The sequence below is a fragment of the Brevibacillus parabrevis genome (genome assembly GCF_022701015.1).
Classification (GTDB): Bacteria; Bacillota; Bacilli; order Brevibacillales; family Brevibacillaceae; genus Brevibacillus; species Brevibacillus parabrevis.
The window spans coordinates 185,326-201,991 of the sequence record NZ_CP064090.1; the positions used below are offsets into that span (position 1 = coordinate 185,326).

Consider the following 16,666-nt stretch of genomic DNA (forward strand, 5'->3'; position numbering starts at 1 on the left):
CGGCGGCACATGAAAAAAACAGACAGTCAGTATCCTCCGATCAGTTTTTTAATCCCGCTCCCTCTCTGCGAAACAGCCGTGATGCGAAAGCAATCGTAATCGCTACGTACACAAGCGAAGAACCGATGCCAAGCAGCGCATGCAGCGGATCGACCTTGCCGTAAAACACTTCCTTGCAAAGCGCCACGCCGTTGAAGACGGGCAACACGTAATAATGCTCGGCGATGTCCACCGGACTTTGCGGCATCAGCATGTACGACGGCACCATCGCCAGAAAGATCACGGCGCTCATATACGTCTGCCCTTCTTTGAACGACTTGGCAATCGTGCTGAGCATCAGCTCCAGTCCGGCAAAAGTCGCCGCCATAAGCAAAATCACCACGATCAGCACCAACAGAGTGGCTGGCGACAAAAACGCGAAGGAAAAGGCAGCATTGTCTCCTCCGCCGAGCGGCCCCATGCTGAACACGAGCGATACGGAAATGAGTGAAGCGATCGCGCTCAACATGCTCATCATCATTACAGCCACAAGCTTTGCCGTGAGAATATGGTTGGCCGCGATTGGCGCAGTCAGGAGCGATTCCATTGTCCCGCGCTCTTTTTCGCCCGCAACGAGGTCGTTAGCCGCAGCGATCCCTCCCGAAGCGAGAGAAACCACGAGCATTAACGGGATAAAGCCTGCCAGCATCCCGCCCGACTTTCTTTCTTCTGTCGCGACGTTCTGGAAATCAGCGGCGATCGGCTGAATCGCTGCTTCGGACATGCCTGCTTGCTGCAAACGCTTCGCTACGATTTCTTTGCTGTATGCCTCCACCGTTTGCTTGATCAGATCGCGTGCGTAGACCGACTTCGTATTGGTCGAGTCAAAAGCGACGAGCAGCTTGGCGGTGTTCCCTGCCTTGATTTCCTCGTCGAACCGCTCCGGGATCGTGATGATCGCGCGGAGCTGTCCCGCTTGCAGCGCTTGCTCGGGATCAGCAGACTCGATCAGGCGCACGCCCGGATTTTTTGCCAGCATGTCAATCAGCGGTGATGAGCCGTGAATCGCCAGCGGCACGTACTCGCGCGCTTCTTTTTCTACATTGCTGTAGGAATTGCCCAGCAGAAAAAACACAAACGGGATGATGACCAGCGGCACAAGAAAAGTCCCGATCCACGCTTTTCTGTCCCGAAACAAATCCAGCAGCTCTTTTTTCAAGACAGTCCAGATGATTTGCCAGCCCATCACAGCTCGCCCCCTTCCACGACTGCCATGAAGATATCGTCCAAATCGTCCGTTCCGTACTGCTTGCGCAATGCGGCCAAATCCCCGGAGAAGCGCAGCTTGCCTTTGTGCATCAACGCGATCCGTTTGCACAGCTTGCTGATCTCGCCCATGTTGTGGCTGGAAAAGAGGATCGTTTTTCCTTCCTCTTGCAGCCTGGTCACCATCCGGCGAAAAATCGTGGCGGCTGTCACGTCAAGCCCGGTTGTCGGTTCATCCAGCAAAATGACGTCCGGATCGTGGACAAGCGTGCGGGCAATCGCCACTTTTTGCTTCATTCCCCGGGAAAAGGCCCCGACACGCCTGTCGATGAACGCTTCCATGTCCAGCATGCGGCTTAAATTGTCGATCCTCTCTTGCACCCGGGAGGATGTCAGTCCGTATAAATTGCCGAAGTAAGCGATATTTTCCCGCGCCGTCAAGCGACTGTACAGCCCGACTTCTCCGCCAAACAGAATGCCGATCCTGCGGCGCACCTCCAGCGGTTGTTCCCGCACCGAGAAGCCGCTGATCTCGATATCTCCGGCGGTCGGCGTGAGAATGGTCGCCATCATGCGCATCGTCGTCGTCTTGCCGGCTCCGTTCTCGCCCAACAGCCCGTACACTTCGCCCTCTTCCACGCGAAACGTCAGATCGCGGACCGCTGTGACCGTCCCAAACTGTTTGCTTGCGCCTTTTACCTCTATCAAGGGCAGTCCTCCTCTCCCTCGCTTTTCTTTGTTGTCAAAATTGTACCTTGAGCAAATAGGCAGCTCTTTTTTCCCCGGCAAATGTCACCTGTACGACTCCCGTACGACCTTGGAGCACCCGCGGTATTTTCGCGGCGATATGGAATTTGCGTTGCTTCGCATCAACGCGGGCTGTAGACACTGTGCCCGGCGGCAAGTATATGCGGTCACCGTCCAGCGAATAAAACATGAGCGTGATTTCCCCCGACTCGCCGTGCGCCTCTCCGGAAAATACAATCGTCTGGACGTCTCCCGCGCCTCCCGATACTCGCGTCAGATCAAACAGCGGATGGCGCAACGAAGCCAGCTCTTGACCGCCGCGCCAGTCCTGCAAAAAGGCGTCGAACTCCTGGACGGCAGTAGCTGCAGACCATGCTCCTGCTTGCGGCATTTGCGCTGCTGGCAAATCGGGCAGACCAGAGAAACCGGACAAACCGGACGAATGGGCAGAAACCATAAGAACAAGCGTCATCCAAAAAGAAAACATGCTAATCAGCTCCAATAAATGGTTGTCCTTAGCATGCCCTCTCAAAAGTTTGGCATATGTGCCGATTATCCGATCTGAATGTTTCGACTTTTAGGCGTTTGGGCCTCAATCCGCCAGAGACTGCCGACACTCAGTTCAAAGCACTCGCGTAGCGATCTTTCCAAGCCGCCAAGGAAAAGCCTGCAAACAAGGAAACAAAGCTCTCGGTATCGTTGATGTAGTGGCGGGTTTCTCTTTGCTCAGGGTTCTTTTCCACAAAAAGCGGCGCTACCAGATGCATGACTGGCACGCCTTCCGTCTCCTCGTCGTAAATCCCCCGCTCGGCCAGCACTTTGCCGAAATAGCGACAGTATGTAACGGTTACGGTTTTTTGCTGGTTATTGGCTTCCCATGTCGCAATCGAACGGTCAAATGTATCGGATGGCGAACCGCCTTTGCCGGGCGCCACGCTTTCTCCCGTGACAGAAATCAGCTTCATGTCCTTTTCTTCCCCCTTTTGATTCGTGTATGTTCATTATAGGATAGAGAGGAATTTCTTACAAATCCGCCACCTTTGTCAGAAAACCCGGCGCTCGGGAGTCTATACGGTAAGTCAACTAACAACGAGGAGAATTTGGGATGGATCATTTGGTTATCAAGCCTGCCAGTCAAGCGGAAGAGCAACAGGAACAGGACGAGATTTTGGTGGAAAGGGCAAAAGCCGGGGATCAGGAAGCGTTTGGCGAGCTGGTGCGACGGCATCGGGCAAAAGTATACGGCTATGCCCGCTCGTATACCCAGGAAGCTTTTCTTGCCGAAGACATCGTCCAGGACGCGCTGATTCGCGCCTTTCTTCATCTGGGTACGCTGGTCGACAGCCGCCGTTTTCTGCCCTGGCTGCACCGGATTGTGCGCAATCAAGCGTACACGCGCCTGAAAAAAGGGCCGCAGACAAAAGAGCAGGTCTTTTCCGGCCTGACGAGACAGCCGAGCGAGCTTGAAGCTACTGATTGGGAAGATCTCGACAGTATTTTGCACAGGCTTGGCCGCAACTGGTCAGCCTCGGTCGAAAACAACGGCAACCCCGAAGAGCTATTGGTGCGCCGTGAACTGTTTGAGACGATCAAAAGCTTGCTGCACTGTCTCAATCCGCGGGAGCGCCGAATTGTCGAATCGCACTTTTTTGACCATCTCGCGCCCCACGAGATCGCGCATCTGTTCGAAATGACGCAGGCCAATGTCTACCAAGTGCTGTCCCGTTCTCGCAAAAAGCTCATGCAGGAAAGGATTCGTGTCGTGGTTGACCAATACGTGAAGACGCGAAAGGATGCGGGAATCATGAAACAAGCTGTATTGAGAAAACCGGAGGCAATGAAGCAGCCGACCTGGATTACATGTGGAGCGGCGTTGTACGGATTAGTGGAGTTTACGGAGCGCAAGCTGTCTTTGCCAGCCGTTATCGGATTAAGCGGCCACGCTTTTCGCCTGACTGTCGTTCCAAAAAACATTCATATTGCGGGACCGACCATGTTTGATTTTCAATCCGTACTGGAAGAAGGGCTGCGCAACATGGGCTTTGTGCCACGCTCCGTCTGCCAGGGACAACTGGACGGTACGCCGGGGCCGAACGCCACTTTCGTGAATCCGACATTGCTCAGCTCAGCGGCACGAGAAAAGCGGCAACTTCCCGCTCTTTTGCCGCAAGCAATCGAGTTGATTCACAGCTCGCTTGACAAAGGCTGCCCCGTGCTCGCCTGGGACTTGTTCATGCCGGAGTTTGCGCTGATTTACGGCTACGAGGATGCAAGCAAACTGCTGCATGCTGGCGACAACTGCAACAATGACGCCAAGATCCCTTATGAGCATCTGGGACGCGGACTGATTGAGGAGCTGTTTGTGCTCGCAATCGAGAGCACGCTTCCGATCGACCAGCGCACCATGCTGGCAAACGCCAGCGCAACGGCGCTCAAGCATTACCGCACTCAGGAAGGGCCAAGCGATCGCTACGTGAACGGCTTGGCTGCCTATCCGGTTTGGAAGGAAGCTTTTGAAAAAGGAAGCGTGGAACCAAACGGAAACGCCTACACCTTGGCTGTCGTACACGATGCACGAAACAACGCTTCCCGCTTCTTTGCGGAAGTTGCCGATGCATGGACAGACGAATCGCTGGATGGGGTGCGCCCGCAGCTTAAAGAAGCGGCAGCGCTCTACCGGACAATTGCCGAAGACTTTAACAAGCTTGTCCAGCTGTTCCCTTTCCCGAGTGGCGGTGAACCAAATGAGCCAGCAACGGCACAGCAAGCGATTCAGCTTTTGTCGGTCATTGAAAGCAATGAGGGTCTGGCCGTCAGCTTGCTGGAAAAAATCCACGCGGCGCTCACTGCGAATTAAGAGAGCTGCGAGAGTATCTGTGCAGTTTGCTTGCTCCATAGTTGAGTTGCATTGCGCAAAATAAAAAACGCGGGCATGTAAAATGTCCGCGCCTTTCTTTTAAACAAAATCGCTGTTATTCCTCGTCTTCGATCCACTCGATCGAGCCTTTGGCCGCATCTACATATGGCCAGCCTTTGCTGTTGTCAACCGTGTAGACGAGAGACAGGGATGGAGCCGGGATGCCGTAGAAGTTGGTCCACAAATAAGATTGCTTTAGCGGCAGTTGTTTCGCGATGATTTCAGCCGCCTGCTGTTCGCTCACCGCTGGCTTTTCATCCGGAAAATCGACCTTTTTCATCGGCAGCGTAGTGGAGTATTGGGCAACCTTGCCATCCTCGCTGTTCACCAAAATCCAATGGTAGCGATCCAGGATCGGCAAGCCTTTGTGCATTTCACTGAACAGGAAGGCGTAATACAGACCTGGCTCCGGCTCCGGTTCTTCTCCATCCAGCAGTTCCAGCATCCAGTCCGCCAAAGGCGCCTCTTTGTATGGTTCGAGTATCTCAACCTGCAAGGAAGCTGAGCTTTCCGGCGCTACCTGCTCCAGGAAGCCAACCGCTTTTGTCAGCGCCTCTTCCTGTTTCAAAGGAGCCGGCTTTTGCTCCGACCATGCAAAAAACTGGCTGGCAATCAAATTGCCCGTCTCATTTTCAAACGTTACGGACGCGTAATCTTGATCTTCATTAAACCACGTATACGTATGATCGTAATCCCCCGCGACTTCCTCTGGGTAGATGTACTCTTTTTTCGTATCGATTCCGAACAGGCTGATTACTGCCTTTTCTGCTTCGGCCTTGCTTTTGGCCGTGAGCGGTTTGGCCGGAAGCGCAAGTGTGATGTTTTTGATCGTTGCCTTGCTGCGCTTGCCTTGGTCGATTGTAGTTCCACGCGTCGGATCAATCTGTGTTCCCGTTGTCGCGTCAATCATCGGCGAAACTCGCAATGTGTATTGCAGGCCGGGCTTGCCGTCTTTCCCTTCCTGCATGTATCCGAGATCCAATCGGTCAGGGATGAAATATTGCTTTTTGACCGCCTCTGGCGTCAGCGCGGATTTCGGATCGGGAACTTTAATCCCTGTCAAATCCAGACGGTACACATTCAGTGCTACAAGATGGCCCGCTTCATCCGTATTGACTTCGATTCCGTATTTGCCTTCGTTTACTTGCAACCCGTTCACCAGAAACGGATAGAAGACTCTGTTCCGCGTGCCTCCCGCTTCCGCTTCCGCTTCCTCACTATCAGGCACTAACACGGACAACACCGGAGAGCCAAGCCCTTTCAGCTTTGCTTCTCCCAGCAGGGTGACTAGCGACGTCATCGCTTTTTGCAAAATTTCCTTGTCAGACGGCACGGCGCTGTCTTTTTCCGTTTTCGCTGTCACCGAAGATTCAAAGCTGATCAATTCACCTGTCTTGCTGTCAAAAGTCAGGCTGGCACTGACGTTCGTATTTTTCGGATCGTACATGTCCAAATACACATAGCCTTGATCGGCATCAAGCACATCGATTTCGCGCTCGGTCATGGCCTTCACCCACGGCTCCAGCTGCTCCAAAGCCGTTACTATTTTTTGCGCTTGCGCAGGCAGCTTTGCTTCGACTTTCGCAGCAGTCGCGCTTGCTGGGCTAGACCCGGGACTTGCCGCCAATGCCGTTCCTCCCATTCCTGCAAACACCATCGTTGCAGACAAAGCAACAGCTGCTCCTTGCCATTTCCGTTTCATCGATGCTCCCCCATCCTATCATCTACTTACCATCTATATTACCTTGTATGGGACATTTTGGAATGCGACTTTTTACATAGAAAAAGCAGCACGCTCCCTTTTTCGGGTTCGTGCTGCTGCTTTTATCCTTAGAGGCTGCTCAATACTTCCTGGATCAGCTTGTTGACCATCGGCGGGTTCGCTTTGCCTTTGGTTTGCTTCATCACTTGACCCACGAAGAACGCTGCCGCTTTTTCGTTTCCGGCCTTGTAGTCGGCCACGGCTTGCGGATTGGAGTTGACGGCATCGACGACGATTTGACGCAGGGCGCCCTCGTCGCTGATTTGCACCAGTCCTTTTTCTTCGACGATCTTCTTGGGCTCTTTGCCTGTCTCCACCATCTCTTTGAAGACGGTTTTGGCGATTTTCGAAGAGATGGTTCCGTCTGCAATCAGCTTGATCATGTCGCCCAAGCCTTGCGCTGTCATTTTCACGTCGGCAAACGCCAAGTTGTTCGCATTGAGATGTGCCAGCAAATCAACCATCAGCCAGTTGGCTACAGCTTTGGCGTCCGCTCCTGTTTTCACAGTTTCGTCGAAGAAATCCGCTGTCTCCTTGGAGATCGTGATGACTTCCGCGTCCGCTTGCGACAGGCCGTATTCGTTCACATAGCGAGCCTTGCGGGCATCCGGCAATTCCGGAATGGTCGCGCGCACGGCCTCGATCCACTCTTCGGAAATTTGCATGCGCACCAAATCAGGGTCCGGGAAGTAACGGTAGTCGTGCGCTTCCTCTTTGGAACGCATCGTGATTGTCTTTTTGTTTGCCTCATCCCAACGGCGTGTCTCCTGCACGATCGTGCCGCCGGAAGAAACAACCTCCGTCTGACGCAGCACCTCGTACTCCAGACCCATCTGCACGTTGCGGAAAGAGTTCATGTTTTTCAGCTCTGTCTTCGTTCCGAACGCTTCTTGCCCGTACGGACGAATCGAGACGTTGGCATCGCAACGCAGCGAGCCTTGCTCCATGCGCACATCGGACACTTCCGTGTACTGGATGATCGCTTTCAGCTTCTCCAGGTAGGCGCGAGCTTCTTCCGGTGTGCGAATGTCCGGCTCGGAGACGATCTCCACGAGCGGAACACCTACGCGGTTGAAGTCGACCAGCGATTCTCCCCCGAAGTCACTGTGCGTCAGCTTGCCTGCGTCTTCCTCCAGGTGGAGGCGCGTGATGCCGATGCGCTTCGTTTCTCCGTTGACCTCGATGTCGATCCAGCCATTGTAGCCGATCGGCTGGTCGTACTGGGAGATTTGGTACGCTTTTGGAGAATCCGGGTAAAAGTAGTTTTTCCGGTCGAACTTCGTCTCGCGGGAAATCTCGCAGTTGAGCGCAAGCGCCGCTTTCATCGCGAACTCCACCGCTTGCTTGTTCGTTACGGGAAGAACGCCCGGATGTCCCAAACAAATCGGGCATGTATGTGTATTCGGCGGCGCGCCGAACTCAGTCGGGCAGCCGCAAAAAATTTTACTGTTGGTCGACAGCTCGGCGTGGACTTCCAGGCCGATGACGGTTTCGTACTTGCTCATGCCTTTTACCCCCTCACCCATTCCGGCTTGCGCTGGCTGTAGCCTGCTGCCTGCTCATAAGCATGTGCTACGCGCAAGACAGTGGATTCGTCAAACGCACGACCCACGATCTGCAAGCCGATCGGCAGACCGTTTTGGGAAAAGCCGCACGGTACGCTGATCGCTGGCAGTCCAGCCAGGTTGACAGGTACGGTGCAAATGTCTTCCAGGTACATTTTGACCGGATCGTTGGCGTTTTCGCCGATTTTGAAAGCCGTGGACGGCGTCGTCGGATGCAAAATCACATCGAAATCGGCAAAAATGTTGGTAAAGTCCTGGATGATCAGCGTGCGAACTTGCTGCGCTTTTTTGTAGTACGCGTCATAGTAGCCGGACGAAAGCGCATAAGTACCGAGCATGATGCGGCGTTTTACTTCCGGACCGAATCCTTGGCTGCGGGATTCTTTGTACAGCTCAATCAAGTTGGACGCATTGTCTGCGCGCACACCGTAGCGTACGCCGTCAAAACGGGCCAGGTTGGACGATGCCTCCGAAGAGGACAGCAAGTAATAGGCTGGAACCGCGTATTCGGTATGCGGCATGGAAACTTCGCTCCATGTTGCGCCCAAGCTTTCCAGCTGTTTCAGGGCAGCAAGCACAGCCTCGCGCACCTCTGTGTCGATGCCTTCCCCGATCAGCTCTTTTGGCACCCCGATGCGCAAACCTTTTACATCGCCAGTGAGCGCGGAGAGATAGTTCGGCACTTCTACATTGGCAGAAGTGGAGTCGAACTCATCGTGTCCGGCAATCGCTTGCAGCACGTATGCCGCATCTTCCACGCTTTTCGTAACCGGGCCGATCTGGTCGAGCGAAGACGCAAATGCGACCAAACCGAAGCGGGATACGCGCCCGTAAGTAGGCTTCAGGCCGACAACGCCGCAAAAAGCAGCCGGCTGGCGAATCGAGCCGCCCGTATCCGATCCGAGCGTAAAGTAGAAGTGACGGGCAGCCATCGCCGCAGCAGAACCGCCGGACGAACCGCCTGGCACGTAATCGGTGTTCCACGGGTTTTTCGCCGGGAAGAAGCCGGAGTTTTCATTGGAGCCGCCCATGGCGAACTCGTCCATGTTCAGCTTCGCCACGATCACAGCATCTGCTTCCTTCACTTTTTTGGAAGCCGTTCCGTCATGCACAGGATCGTAGTTCGCCAAAAATTTGCTGGCGCAAGTGGTGCGGATGTCTTTGGTGATCAGGTTGTCTTTCAGACCCGCCGGCATCCCGAAAAGCAGGCCCAACTCCTCATTTTCCTTCACCAGACGCTCGTCCAGCTGGCGAGCATGGGCAAGCGCTCCCTCCTCATCCACATGCAGAACGGATTTGATCTTGTCATCGTGCTCCTTGATGCTTGCGATGGAAGCCTGCACCAGATCCGTTACCGAAAGCTCTTTTGCGCGCAGAGCGCTATGTATTTCCGACAATCGCTTGTCAAACAGCGACACAGTGGGTTCCTCCCTTCTCGTTCTCCTGACCCGTTATTCGAATACAGCAGGCACCTTGAACTGCCCGTCTTCGTGGTCCGGTGCGTTTTTCAGCACTTCTTCGCGCGGCAGGGACGGTCTGTTGACGTCCTCGCGCATCACGTTTTTCACGTCTGTAGCGTGGCTGGTCGGCTCGACATTGGATGTATCCAGTTCGTTGAGCTTCGCCGCAAACTCCAAAATCGCGTTCAGGTCTTTTGTGTATTGCAGAGCCTCGTCTTCCGTCAGCTGCAAACGGGCCAGATTGGCAACATGCTCTACTTCTTTGCGAGTGATGGCACTCATCTCTTCCACCTCCGAATCGTATCACATAACTTTGATCTTACTTGAAAACAGCGGGTTCAGTCAATTTTCGCGGGGATTGGGCTTTGGAGAAATATTTTTTGTCGAAAAATTAAAATATAGAAGACTGACCTTTAAAACCTTATTATTTGGTCGGAATCAATCAATAAATTTGCGTTCATCAAATTTAACTTCAATTGACAAAATCCTATATATTAATATATTTTACAAATATAACCATAAACTCAGGAGGATTAATAAATCAATGGTAAGAAAATCCAAACTGTTAGGAATGTTTATAGGCAGCTTACTAATTGGTTACTCATCAGTATCGTTCGCGTACAATCTTGACCCTTATGGAGGTCATTGGGAAAAAGGAGTAGATTATACCTACTCGATTGCAAGTTCAATTTCAGATGAAGGTGTTGACTCAATCGTTTTGGCTTCTGATCAGTGGGATACGATTCGGAAAAAGAAGTTTTCCTTAGAATATAGTGGCGATAGAAATAAACAAAATAATCCGACGGAAAACATTAATGGAGAAAATGAAGTTTTTAAAATTGATATGGGAACTTCTCAAGCACCTGCAAATGCAAGGTGGAAATATTCAGGGGATATAATCACTGAAGGAGACATTATTTTAAACAGTTCACGCAATCTAAGTAATTCTTCCAAACCTTCTAAAACTGCATATCATGTACCGTCTATTATGGTACATGAATTTGGACATATCATCGGCTTAGATCATTCAGATAATAAAGATGCTGTCATGTATGTTTCTCCTGCGGGAACAGTCAAGTACCAGCTAGGAAAAGATGATATTAACGGGTTTAACTACAGGTTCTGCTATGGCGCTTAACCTACAGAACAACTCACCTACTGAAAGGATACACATCGCTTCTTATTTGGATACTTTCACCAATCAGGAATTAGCTTCTGGCGCCTCTCTAATTTTGGAAGGAACCGTTTTAGAAATTCACCCTGCAACGTGGAATACCCCGAGTGGAAGAATGCCAAAAGATATAAAATTAAACGATATTGTATACACTGATGTGAGTATTAAAATAGATACGATTTTAAAAGGAACTCCTAAATCAAATGACGTTGTTACAGTACGAGTATACAAAGGCGAAATACCCGGAGAATTTGCATTTAGTTCTGACACAGAAGCTGACTTCTCTAATAATGAAAAAGTACTTCTTTTCTTAATGGAAGATGACAGTATCTATAATAAAGACAAATCACAAAATCATTACGTTATTATGGGGCAATATCAAGGAAAGTACACTGTCGAACAAAAGAAAGTATCCAATTTTAAAAGTACATTGGACACAAAGTCCATTTATGAAGTCATTGAAAAACATAAAGACGACCCCACCCCTGAAATTTTAGTCAAGCAAGAAGGGGCCGAACTCGAAAAGTAATTTTATTCATAACTTGAATCAAAAGGAGGACGCATTTGAAAACAACACTTGTACTGCTACTGGCTATCATGATTTCTCTGCCACAAACTATTCCTTTGCCCAATCTTTTGTTCCCGAATCAGCATGAACAAATGCTGACACCAGAACAAGCCAAGCAAATTTTAACAACCCAGTTGACGAAAAACCCGGCGCTCGGACCAATTAAAATCACTGCTGTAACCTACTCCAATGGACAATACCATATTAGCTATACCCGTGAGTCCAACTGCGAAAGTGGCACACACATTATTAATGCCTATACGGGAGAAACCGTGGGTGGTACTCGGAACCAGTGCTAATTCAATATGGCGACTTTGATTAAAAAAGGAGCCCCTTATAAAAAGGGACTCCTTTTTCTCTTTTGTAAAACCAGCTTGATGTTTCCATGAGAGTAGGACTGACTGCTATGCTCAACAAAACGGCCATGCTCCCAGTTGAATAGTCACAACTATTCCTTCTCCGTCTCTATCGTCGCCAACACTTGCCCCATCAAGAGCGACCGGCCTTTTTCCACACGGTCTGCCCATTCCAGTTGGCTGGACTCCACGAGCAAAATGACCGTTGAACCAAACTCGAACCAGCCCAGCTCGCTGCCTTTTTCGTAATGCGGGGTGCCGGTGATTGGTTCGTCCGTTTGTCGGCCGTGCTTGATGTTCGTCGTGGCTGTATTGTACGAGACTTTGACGCTTCCGACGAACAGCGCTCCGACCTTGACCAGCGCCATGCTGCCCAAACCATCTGTTTCGATGTAGGTCACGAGCCGCTCGTTGCGGGCAAACAGTCGCTCCACGTTTTCAATTCCGAGCTGATTGACCGGGTAGAGACGTCCGGGCAAGTAGCTGTACTTCACCAGATTCCCCGCCACTGGCATATGTATGCGGTGATAGTCGCGCGGGCTTAAATAGATCGTAATGAACTTTCCGCCGTAATAACGTTTCGCCTCTTGCTCCGAACCGCCGAGCAGTTCAGTCACTGTGAAATCTTTTCCTTTTGCCTGAATCAGCGTGCCTTCGCAGATGTCGCCGAGCTGGGAAACAGTCCCATCCACCGGGCTTACGACAACATCGTGTCCAGGGGCGATCGGTCTTGCTTCCGGTTTCAGGCGGCGCGTAAAAAATTCCTTGAGAGTCCGGTATTCCGATACGGGCTTTTCTATGATGGAAAAATCGATTTTATAGTGACGGATGTATCGCTGAATGGCTAATCGACTGAAGCGAGAAGCAGTAATTTTTCCCATGGTCCTCGACATCGCGTTTTGCGGCAGGCGATGGATCAGACCGGGCAGCAGCTTTTTGCGCATAAGTGGAACTCCTTAATCATTTTCGATTAGACAGCTAGTGAGAGAATACCCTTACTTTACCACTTCCACTTGCAGCCAGTAAACCCCGCACTATTACCAACGTCTCATCATTTTCTTGGCCTGCCTTGCTATACTATAATATAGGGACAAGCCTACAATCAGGAGACCACAGATATGGCGAAGCTTGATATTACAACACTCATCAGTCAGCACAGCGACATCTTGACCAGTTTGTTTCATCACATGTCGGATATGTTTTTCCTTATGGCTGTGGAAAAAAACGCCAGCGGGGCTTACCAGTTCCGGTATGTCTTGATGAATCCTGCCGCCATGAAAGGATCAGGTCTTACCGAGGATTGCTACGGGAAGCTGATTGAAGAAGTTTACCCGCAGGAAAAGGCTGACTTGCTCAACAGCATGTACAGCCAAACCGTTGAAGGCGCCAGTCCCACTCATTTCACAACGAACGGCCACATGGTCGGTGAATCCATCCTCTCGCCTGTCTTCAACAACGAAGGGCTATGCACACACGTCTTTTCTGTTACCCGCGACATTACCGAACGCAAAAAACTGGAGTGGCAGCTTGAGCACATGGCTTACCACGATATGCTCACAGGCTTGCCTAACAGACGCCTTCTTTACAACAACCTCCAGGAAGCGCTGGAACGCGCCGAGGCGTCTGGAGAGATGGTAGCAGCGCTGTACATCGACTGTGACCATTTTAAACAGATCAACGATACATGGGGTCACGATATTGGCGACGTTTTTTTGCAAATGCTGGCCAAGCGTCTCAAATCGTGCGTTCGCGATCAGGATACCGTCGCCCGCTTGGGGGGAGACGAGTTTGTCGTCATTCTCACAGCCATCGACAGCGAACGTCAGGCCGAAAAAGTGGCGACGCGCATCCTGCGTTCGCTCCAGCAGCCGTGGAGCTACGAGGACAAGACGTTTCACTTTACCTCCAGTATCGGAATTGCTCTTTTCCCTGCCTCTGCGAAAGAAGCGGACCAGTTGCTGAGCAACGCCGACAAGGCTTTGTATAAAGCAAAAGCAACAGGCCGCAACCAGTTCTTTTTCTTCGATCCTGCCGAAGACTAGAGATCGAATGTCCATTCCTTTTGTCTTGGCTGCGCCATCCTTTTTGGCGGGCACTCTCTTGCTCAATTGCTTTATCCAAATAAAGCAATGCTGCACTGCTCTATCCGTACAAAAACAGGAACACCGCAAGTCCCGAGAACAGCAGGCTGACCAAATACAGGACGACAACCGTTTGCTTGGCTGTCAGGCCAAACGACATCAAGCGATGGTGAACATGTCTCCGATCAGCCTGATACATAGGCGACCCCGCCAACAACCGACTGATCATCACCTGCATCGTATCCATCACAGGCAAGCCGAGTGCCAGAACCGTCACGACCAGCGAAATGAGCGTGGCCCCTTTCATCGTTCCTTCCAGCGATATTACCGCCAGCGCGAAGCCCAGAAACATCGATCCGGCGTCTCCCATGAATATTTTGGCCGGATAAAAATTGAAGCGCAAAAAAGCGAGCGCTGCCCCTGCCAACGCAACGGCCAGCAATGCCGTGACTTCCTGCCCCTTGAACATCGACAAAAAAAACAAGGTGATGGCTGAAAAGGCTGTCGCTCCCGCCGCAAGCCCGTCCACTCCGTCCAAAAAATTTACCATATTGATCAGTCCAACAATCCACAGCACCGTTGCCAACAAAGACAAAAACACAGGGAACGAGACATAAGAACCATCTTCAGCCCCAAGCCAGGTCAGGCTGATCCCGCGAAACCGGATATCGAGCAAAAAGGCGAGGACGGCTACCGCTACTTGAACGAGCAACTTCGGCAGCGCAGGAAAATCTTTTTGCTGCGCTTTGTACATATCGTCCACCCAGCCAATCGCCACCAGCAGAACGCCGCCGACTGCCAAAACTGCCACCGTTTTTTGCGCCCCTGCAAAAAAACTTGTCACCAGCAGCAGTCCGACAAACATCGCCAGCCCGCCAGATAGCGGCATTGGCTTGCTGTGCCCTTTTCTTCCCCTGGGCATGTCCAGCAGCTTTGTTTTCCACGCCAGCCGATACGCAAGCGGCATCAGCAAGTACACGAGAAAAAACGTCGAGAGCCCTGACACAATGTAAGTAAACAGCTACCCTCACCTGCCCGCACATCATTTCTTACCTCTTAGTGTGGACAAAATGAGCGTGAGAAAACTTGGTTTCCTCAATCTTTTTGCGACAAAAAAAGCCGCCCCCGTGTGGGGGCAGCTTTGGTATTGCGTTTTCTTACATTTTTTCGGAAACCATTTTCGCTTGGGTGAAGAGCAACAGGTAGTCTGGTCCGCCCGCTTTAGAGTCAGTACCGGACATGTTGAATCCGCCGAACGGATGCACGCCAACCAAAGCGCCTGTGCACTTACGGTTGAAGTACAGGTTGCCCACGTGGAACTCTTCGCGAGCGCGCTCCAGGTGTGCACGGTTGCGGCTGATTACAGCGCCAGTCAAGCCGTACTCGGTGTTGTTCGCGATTTCCAGAGCATGGTCGAAATCGTTGGCTTTGCAGAATGCTACTACTGGACCAAAGATTTCTTCTTGCATCACGCGAGCTTGCGGATCTACGTCAGCAAATACGGTTGGCTTGATGAAGTAGCCTGTTTCCGGGCCTTTTTCGCCACCCGCAACCAGTTTGCCTTCTGTTTTTCCGATCTCGATGTATTCGAGAATTTTGTTGTAAGCTTTCTCGTCGACAACTGGACCTGTGTAGAACTCGTTTGTTCTTACGTCGCCTACAGTCAGTTGGTTAGTCAGCTCAACTACGCGACCCAGCACTTGATCGTACACGTCTTGGTGAACGATTGCGCGGGAGCAAGCAGAACATTTTTGACCGGAGAAGCCGAATGCGGAAGCTACGATAGATTGTGCAGCCAACTCGATATCGCAGTCGTTGTCTACTACGATGGAGTCTTTACCGCCCATTTCCGCTACCAGACGCTTCATCCATTTTTGACCTGGACGATGTTTCGCAGCCAGTTCGTTGATGCGCAGACCTACGTCGCGGGAACCAGTGAAGCTGATGAAACGAGTCAGCGTGTGCTCTACGAGGAAGTCGCCGATTTCGCTGCCGGAACCTGGCACGAAGTTCACTACGCCTGCTGGTACGCCAGCGTCTTCGAGGATTTCCATGAATTTCGCTGCGATTACTGGTGTAGTGGAAGCAGGTTTCAGTACAACTGTGTTACCAGCTACGAGAGCTGCTGTTGTCATACCAGCCATGATCGCCAGAGGGAAGTTCCATGGCGGGATTACTACGCCAACACCGAGTGGAATGTAGTACAGTTCGTTGTCTTCATCCGGGATGCGTGGCAGGTCATGGCGTTGGGACAGCTTATCCATTTGACGGCCATAGTATTCCATGAAGTCGATTGCTTCTGCTGTGTCAGCGTCAGCTTCTGCCCAGCTTTTACCTGCTTCTTTTACCAGCCAAGCGGAGAACTCATGCTTGCGGCGACGCAGGATTGCTGCTGCTTTATAGAGGTAACGGGAACGCGCACCGGCAGGAACCTTTTTCCATGTTTCGAAAGTGCTGGCTGCTGTTTGGATCGCTTTTTCAGCCAGCGCCTGGTCTGCCTGGGACACAACGCCCACGACTTGTTCTTTATTGGAAGGGTTGAAGGAGCTGGATTTTTTCTCGGTTGTGATGCGCTCTCCACCAATGATGAGAGGGTACTCGCGGCCAAGCTCGCTTTCTACTTTGGCGAGTGCTTCTTCAAATGCCTTTTTATTTTCTGGCAGGCCAAAATTAGTAAACGCCTCGTTTTTGAATTCAACTTGCATTTGGTGACGCCTCCTTATCGTTTTCTTCCTAAGATCACTTATAAAACATATGCAAGGATCATACCAACTACTACTGAGAAGCCCGA

At 51.5% G+C, this 16,666-nt stretch carries 16 protein-coding genes; 5 read left to right on the forward strand and 11 right to left on the reverse strand.

The window, feature by feature from the left end; translation table 11 throughout:
- Window positions 1-40: 40 nt before the first annotated feature.
- From IRJ17_RS00720 to IRJ17_RS00735, 4 genes are all read right to left on the reverse strand, one after another.
- Entirely contained in the window at window positions 41-1,225 is a 1,185-nt protein-coding gene (locus IRJ17_RS00720; protein ID WP_122965521.1) for an ABC transporter permease, read from the reverse strand.
- Window positions 1,225-1,953 (reverse strand): ABC transporter ATP-binding protein, encoded by a 729-nt coding sequence (locus tag IRJ17_RS00725; protein WP_173599470.1) that lies wholly within the window; start codon window positions 1,951-1,953, stop codon window positions 1,225-1,227. The genes IRJ17_RS00720 and IRJ17_RS00725 overlap by 1 nt, the downstream gene beginning before the upstream one ends.
- 34 nt (window positions 1,954-1,987) lie before the next feature.
- Complete coding sequence (locus IRJ17_RS00730) at window positions 1,988-2,479, reverse strand: hypothetical protein (RefSeq protein WP_242772782.1); 492 nt, start codon at window positions 2,477-2,479, stop codon at window positions 1,988-1,990.
- 130 nt (window positions 2,480-2,609) lie between these two features.
- On the reverse strand, window positions 2,610-2,957 hold the full coding sequence (locus IRJ17_RS00735; RefSeq protein ID WP_122965524.1) for a hypothetical protein: 348 nt from the start codon (window positions 2,955-2,957) through the stop codon (window positions 2,610-2,612).
- A 140-nt stretch (window positions 2,958-3,097) separates the two neighbouring features.
- On the opposite strand from IRJ17_RS00735, the gene IRJ17_RS00740 reads away from it, so the two are divergent.
- Entirely contained in the window at window positions 3,098-4,849 is a 1,752-nt protein-coding gene (locus IRJ17_RS00740; protein WP_217022550.1) for an RNA polymerase sigma factor, read from the forward strand.
- A gap of 115 nt (window positions 4,850-4,964) precedes the next feature.
- On the opposite strand, the gene IRJ17_RS00745 is transcribed toward IRJ17_RS00740, so the two are convergent.
- The 4 genes from IRJ17_RS00745 to gatC all read right to left on the reverse strand — a co-directional run bounded on the left by IRJ17_RS00745 (window position 4,965) and on the right by gatC (window position 9,978).
- Window positions 4,965-6,611, reverse strand: a complete 1,647-nt coding sequence (locus IRJ17_RS00745; RefSeq protein WP_242772785.1) for a YcdB/YcdC domain-containing protein — start codon at window positions 6,609-6,611, stop codon at window positions 4,965-4,967.
- Between the two features lie 128 nt (window positions 6,612-6,739).
- Window positions 6,740-8,176, reverse strand: a complete 1,437-nt coding sequence (gatB, locus tag IRJ17_RS00750) for an Asp-tRNA(Asn)/Glu-tRNA(Gln) amidotransferase subunit GatB (protein ID WP_122965527.1) — start codon at window positions 8,174-8,176, stop codon at window positions 6,740-6,742.
- Between the two features lie 5 nt (window positions 8,177-8,181).
- Window positions 8,182-9,654, reverse strand: coding sequence for an Asp-tRNA(Asn)/Glu-tRNA(Gln) amidotransferase subunit GatA (gatA, locus tag IRJ17_RS00755; RefSeq protein WP_242772795.1), 1,473 nt, complete (start codon window positions 9,652-9,654; stop codon window positions 8,182-8,184).
- Window positions 9,655-9,687: 33 nt separating this feature from the next.
- Window positions 9,688-9,978, reverse strand: coding sequence for an Asp-tRNA(Asn)/Glu-tRNA(Gln) amidotransferase subunit GatC (gatC, locus tag IRJ17_RS00760; RefSeq protein ID WP_122965529.1), 291 nt, complete (start codon window positions 9,976-9,978; stop codon window positions 9,688-9,690).
- 262 nt (window positions 9,979-10,240) lie between these two features.
- Between gatC and IRJ17_RS00765 the strand changes: the two genes are divergently transcribed.
- From IRJ17_RS00765 to IRJ17_RS00775, 3 genes are read left to right on the forward strand one after another with little or no spacing between them, the layout of a single operon-like run.
- Entirely contained in the window at window positions 10,241-10,834 is a 594-nt protein-coding gene (locus IRJ17_RS00765) for a matrixin family metalloprotease (protein ID WP_242772796.1), read from the forward strand.
- Window positions 10,791-11,399, forward strand: a complete 609-nt coding sequence (locus tag IRJ17_RS00770; protein WP_217022570.1) for a hypothetical protein — start codon at window positions 10,791-10,793, stop codon at window positions 11,397-11,399. The genes IRJ17_RS00765 and IRJ17_RS00770 overlap by 44 nt, the downstream gene beginning before the upstream one ends.
- Before the next feature lie 35 nt (window positions 11,400-11,434).
- A complete protein-coding gene (locus IRJ17_RS00775) occupies window positions 11,435-11,737 on the forward strand; it encodes a hypothetical protein (protein WP_122965532.1) in 303 nt (100 codons plus the stop codon).
- Window positions 11,738-11,886: 149 nt separating this feature from the next.
- Here IRJ17_RS00775 and asd read toward each other — a convergent pair whose 3' ends face one another.
- Window positions 11,887-12,738, reverse strand: coding sequence for an archaetidylserine decarboxylase (asd, locus tag IRJ17_RS00780; protein ID WP_242772799.1), 852 nt, complete (start codon window positions 12,736-12,738; stop codon window positions 11,887-11,889).
- 174 nt (window positions 12,739-12,912) lie between these two features.
- Here asd and IRJ17_RS00785 point away from each other — a divergent pair, with 174 nt between their 5' ends.
- Window positions 12,913-13,836: a sensor domain-containing diguanylate cyclase gene (locus IRJ17_RS00785; RefSeq protein ID WP_173597857.1), complete on the forward strand. Its 924-nt coding sequence runs from the start codon at window positions 12,913-12,915 to the stop codon at window positions 13,834-13,836.
- A gap of 100 nt (window positions 13,837-13,936) precedes the next feature.
- Here the strand turns inward: IRJ17_RS00785 and IRJ17_RS00790 are convergent, their stop codons facing one another.
- Complete coding sequence (locus IRJ17_RS00790) at window positions 13,937-14,881, reverse strand: MraY family glycosyltransferase (RefSeq protein ID WP_229049814.1); 945 nt, start codon at window positions 14,879-14,881, stop codon at window positions 13,937-13,939.
- Between the two features lie 151 nt (window positions 14,882-15,032).
- Window positions 15,033-16,580 carry an L-glutamate gamma-semialdehyde dehydrogenase gene (pruA, locus tag IRJ17_RS00795; protein WP_122965535.1) on the reverse strand — a complete coding sequence of 516 codons (1,548 nt, stop codon included), beginning with the start codon at window positions 16,578-16,580 and terminating at the stop codon, window positions 15,033-15,035.
- Window positions 16,581-16,666 lie beyond the last annotated feature (86 nt).

Bases quoted from the DNA above. Each gene is read 5' to 3' on its own strand.
- IRJ17_RS00720 (WP_122965521.1), bottom strand. From the start codon at position 1,225: ATGGGCTGGCAAATCATCTGGACTGTCTTGAAAAAAGAGCTGCTGGAT.
- IRJ17_RS00730 (WP_242772782.1), bottom strand. From the start codon at position 2,479: ATGTTTTCTTTTTGGATGACGCTTGTTCTTATGGTTTCTGCCCATTCG.
- IRJ17_RS00735 (WP_122965524.1), bottom strand. From the start codon at position 2,957: ATGAAGCTGATTTCTGTCACGGGAGAAAGCGTGGCGCCCGGCAAAGGC.
- IRJ17_RS00740 (WP_217022550.1), top strand. From the start codon at position 3,098: ATGGATCATTTGGTTATCAAGCCTGCCAGTCAAGCGGAAGAGCAACAG.
- IRJ17_RS00745 (WP_242772785.1), bottom strand. From the start codon at position 6,611: ATGAAACGGAAATGGCAAGGAGCAGCTGTTGCTTTGTCTGCAACGATG.
- gatB (WP_122965527.1), bottom strand. From the start codon at position 8,176: ATGAGCAAGTACGAAACCGTCATCGGCCTGGAAGTCCACGCCGAGCTG.
- gatC (WP_122965529.1), bottom strand. From the start codon at position 9,978: ATGAGTGCCATCACTCGCAAAGAAGTAGAGCATGTTGCCAATCTGGCC.
- IRJ17_RS00765 (WP_242772796.1), top strand. From the start codon at position 10,241: ATGGTAAGAAAATCCAAACTGTTAGGAATGTTTATAGGCAGCTTACTA.
- IRJ17_RS00770 (WP_217022570.1), top strand. From the start codon at position 10,791: ATGATATTAACGGGTTTAACTACAGGTTCTGCTATGGCGCTTAACCTA.
- asd (WP_242772799.1), bottom strand. From the start codon at position 12,738: ATGCGCAAAAAGCTGCTGCCCGGTCTGATCCATCGCCTGCCGCAAAAC.
- IRJ17_RS00785 (WP_173597857.1), top strand. From the start codon at position 12,913: ATGGCGAAGCTTGATATTACAACACTCATCAGTCAGCACAGCGACATC.
- pruA (WP_122965535.1), bottom strand. From the start codon at position 16,580: ATGCAAGTTGAATTCAAAAACGAGGCGTTTACTAATTTTGGCCTGCCA.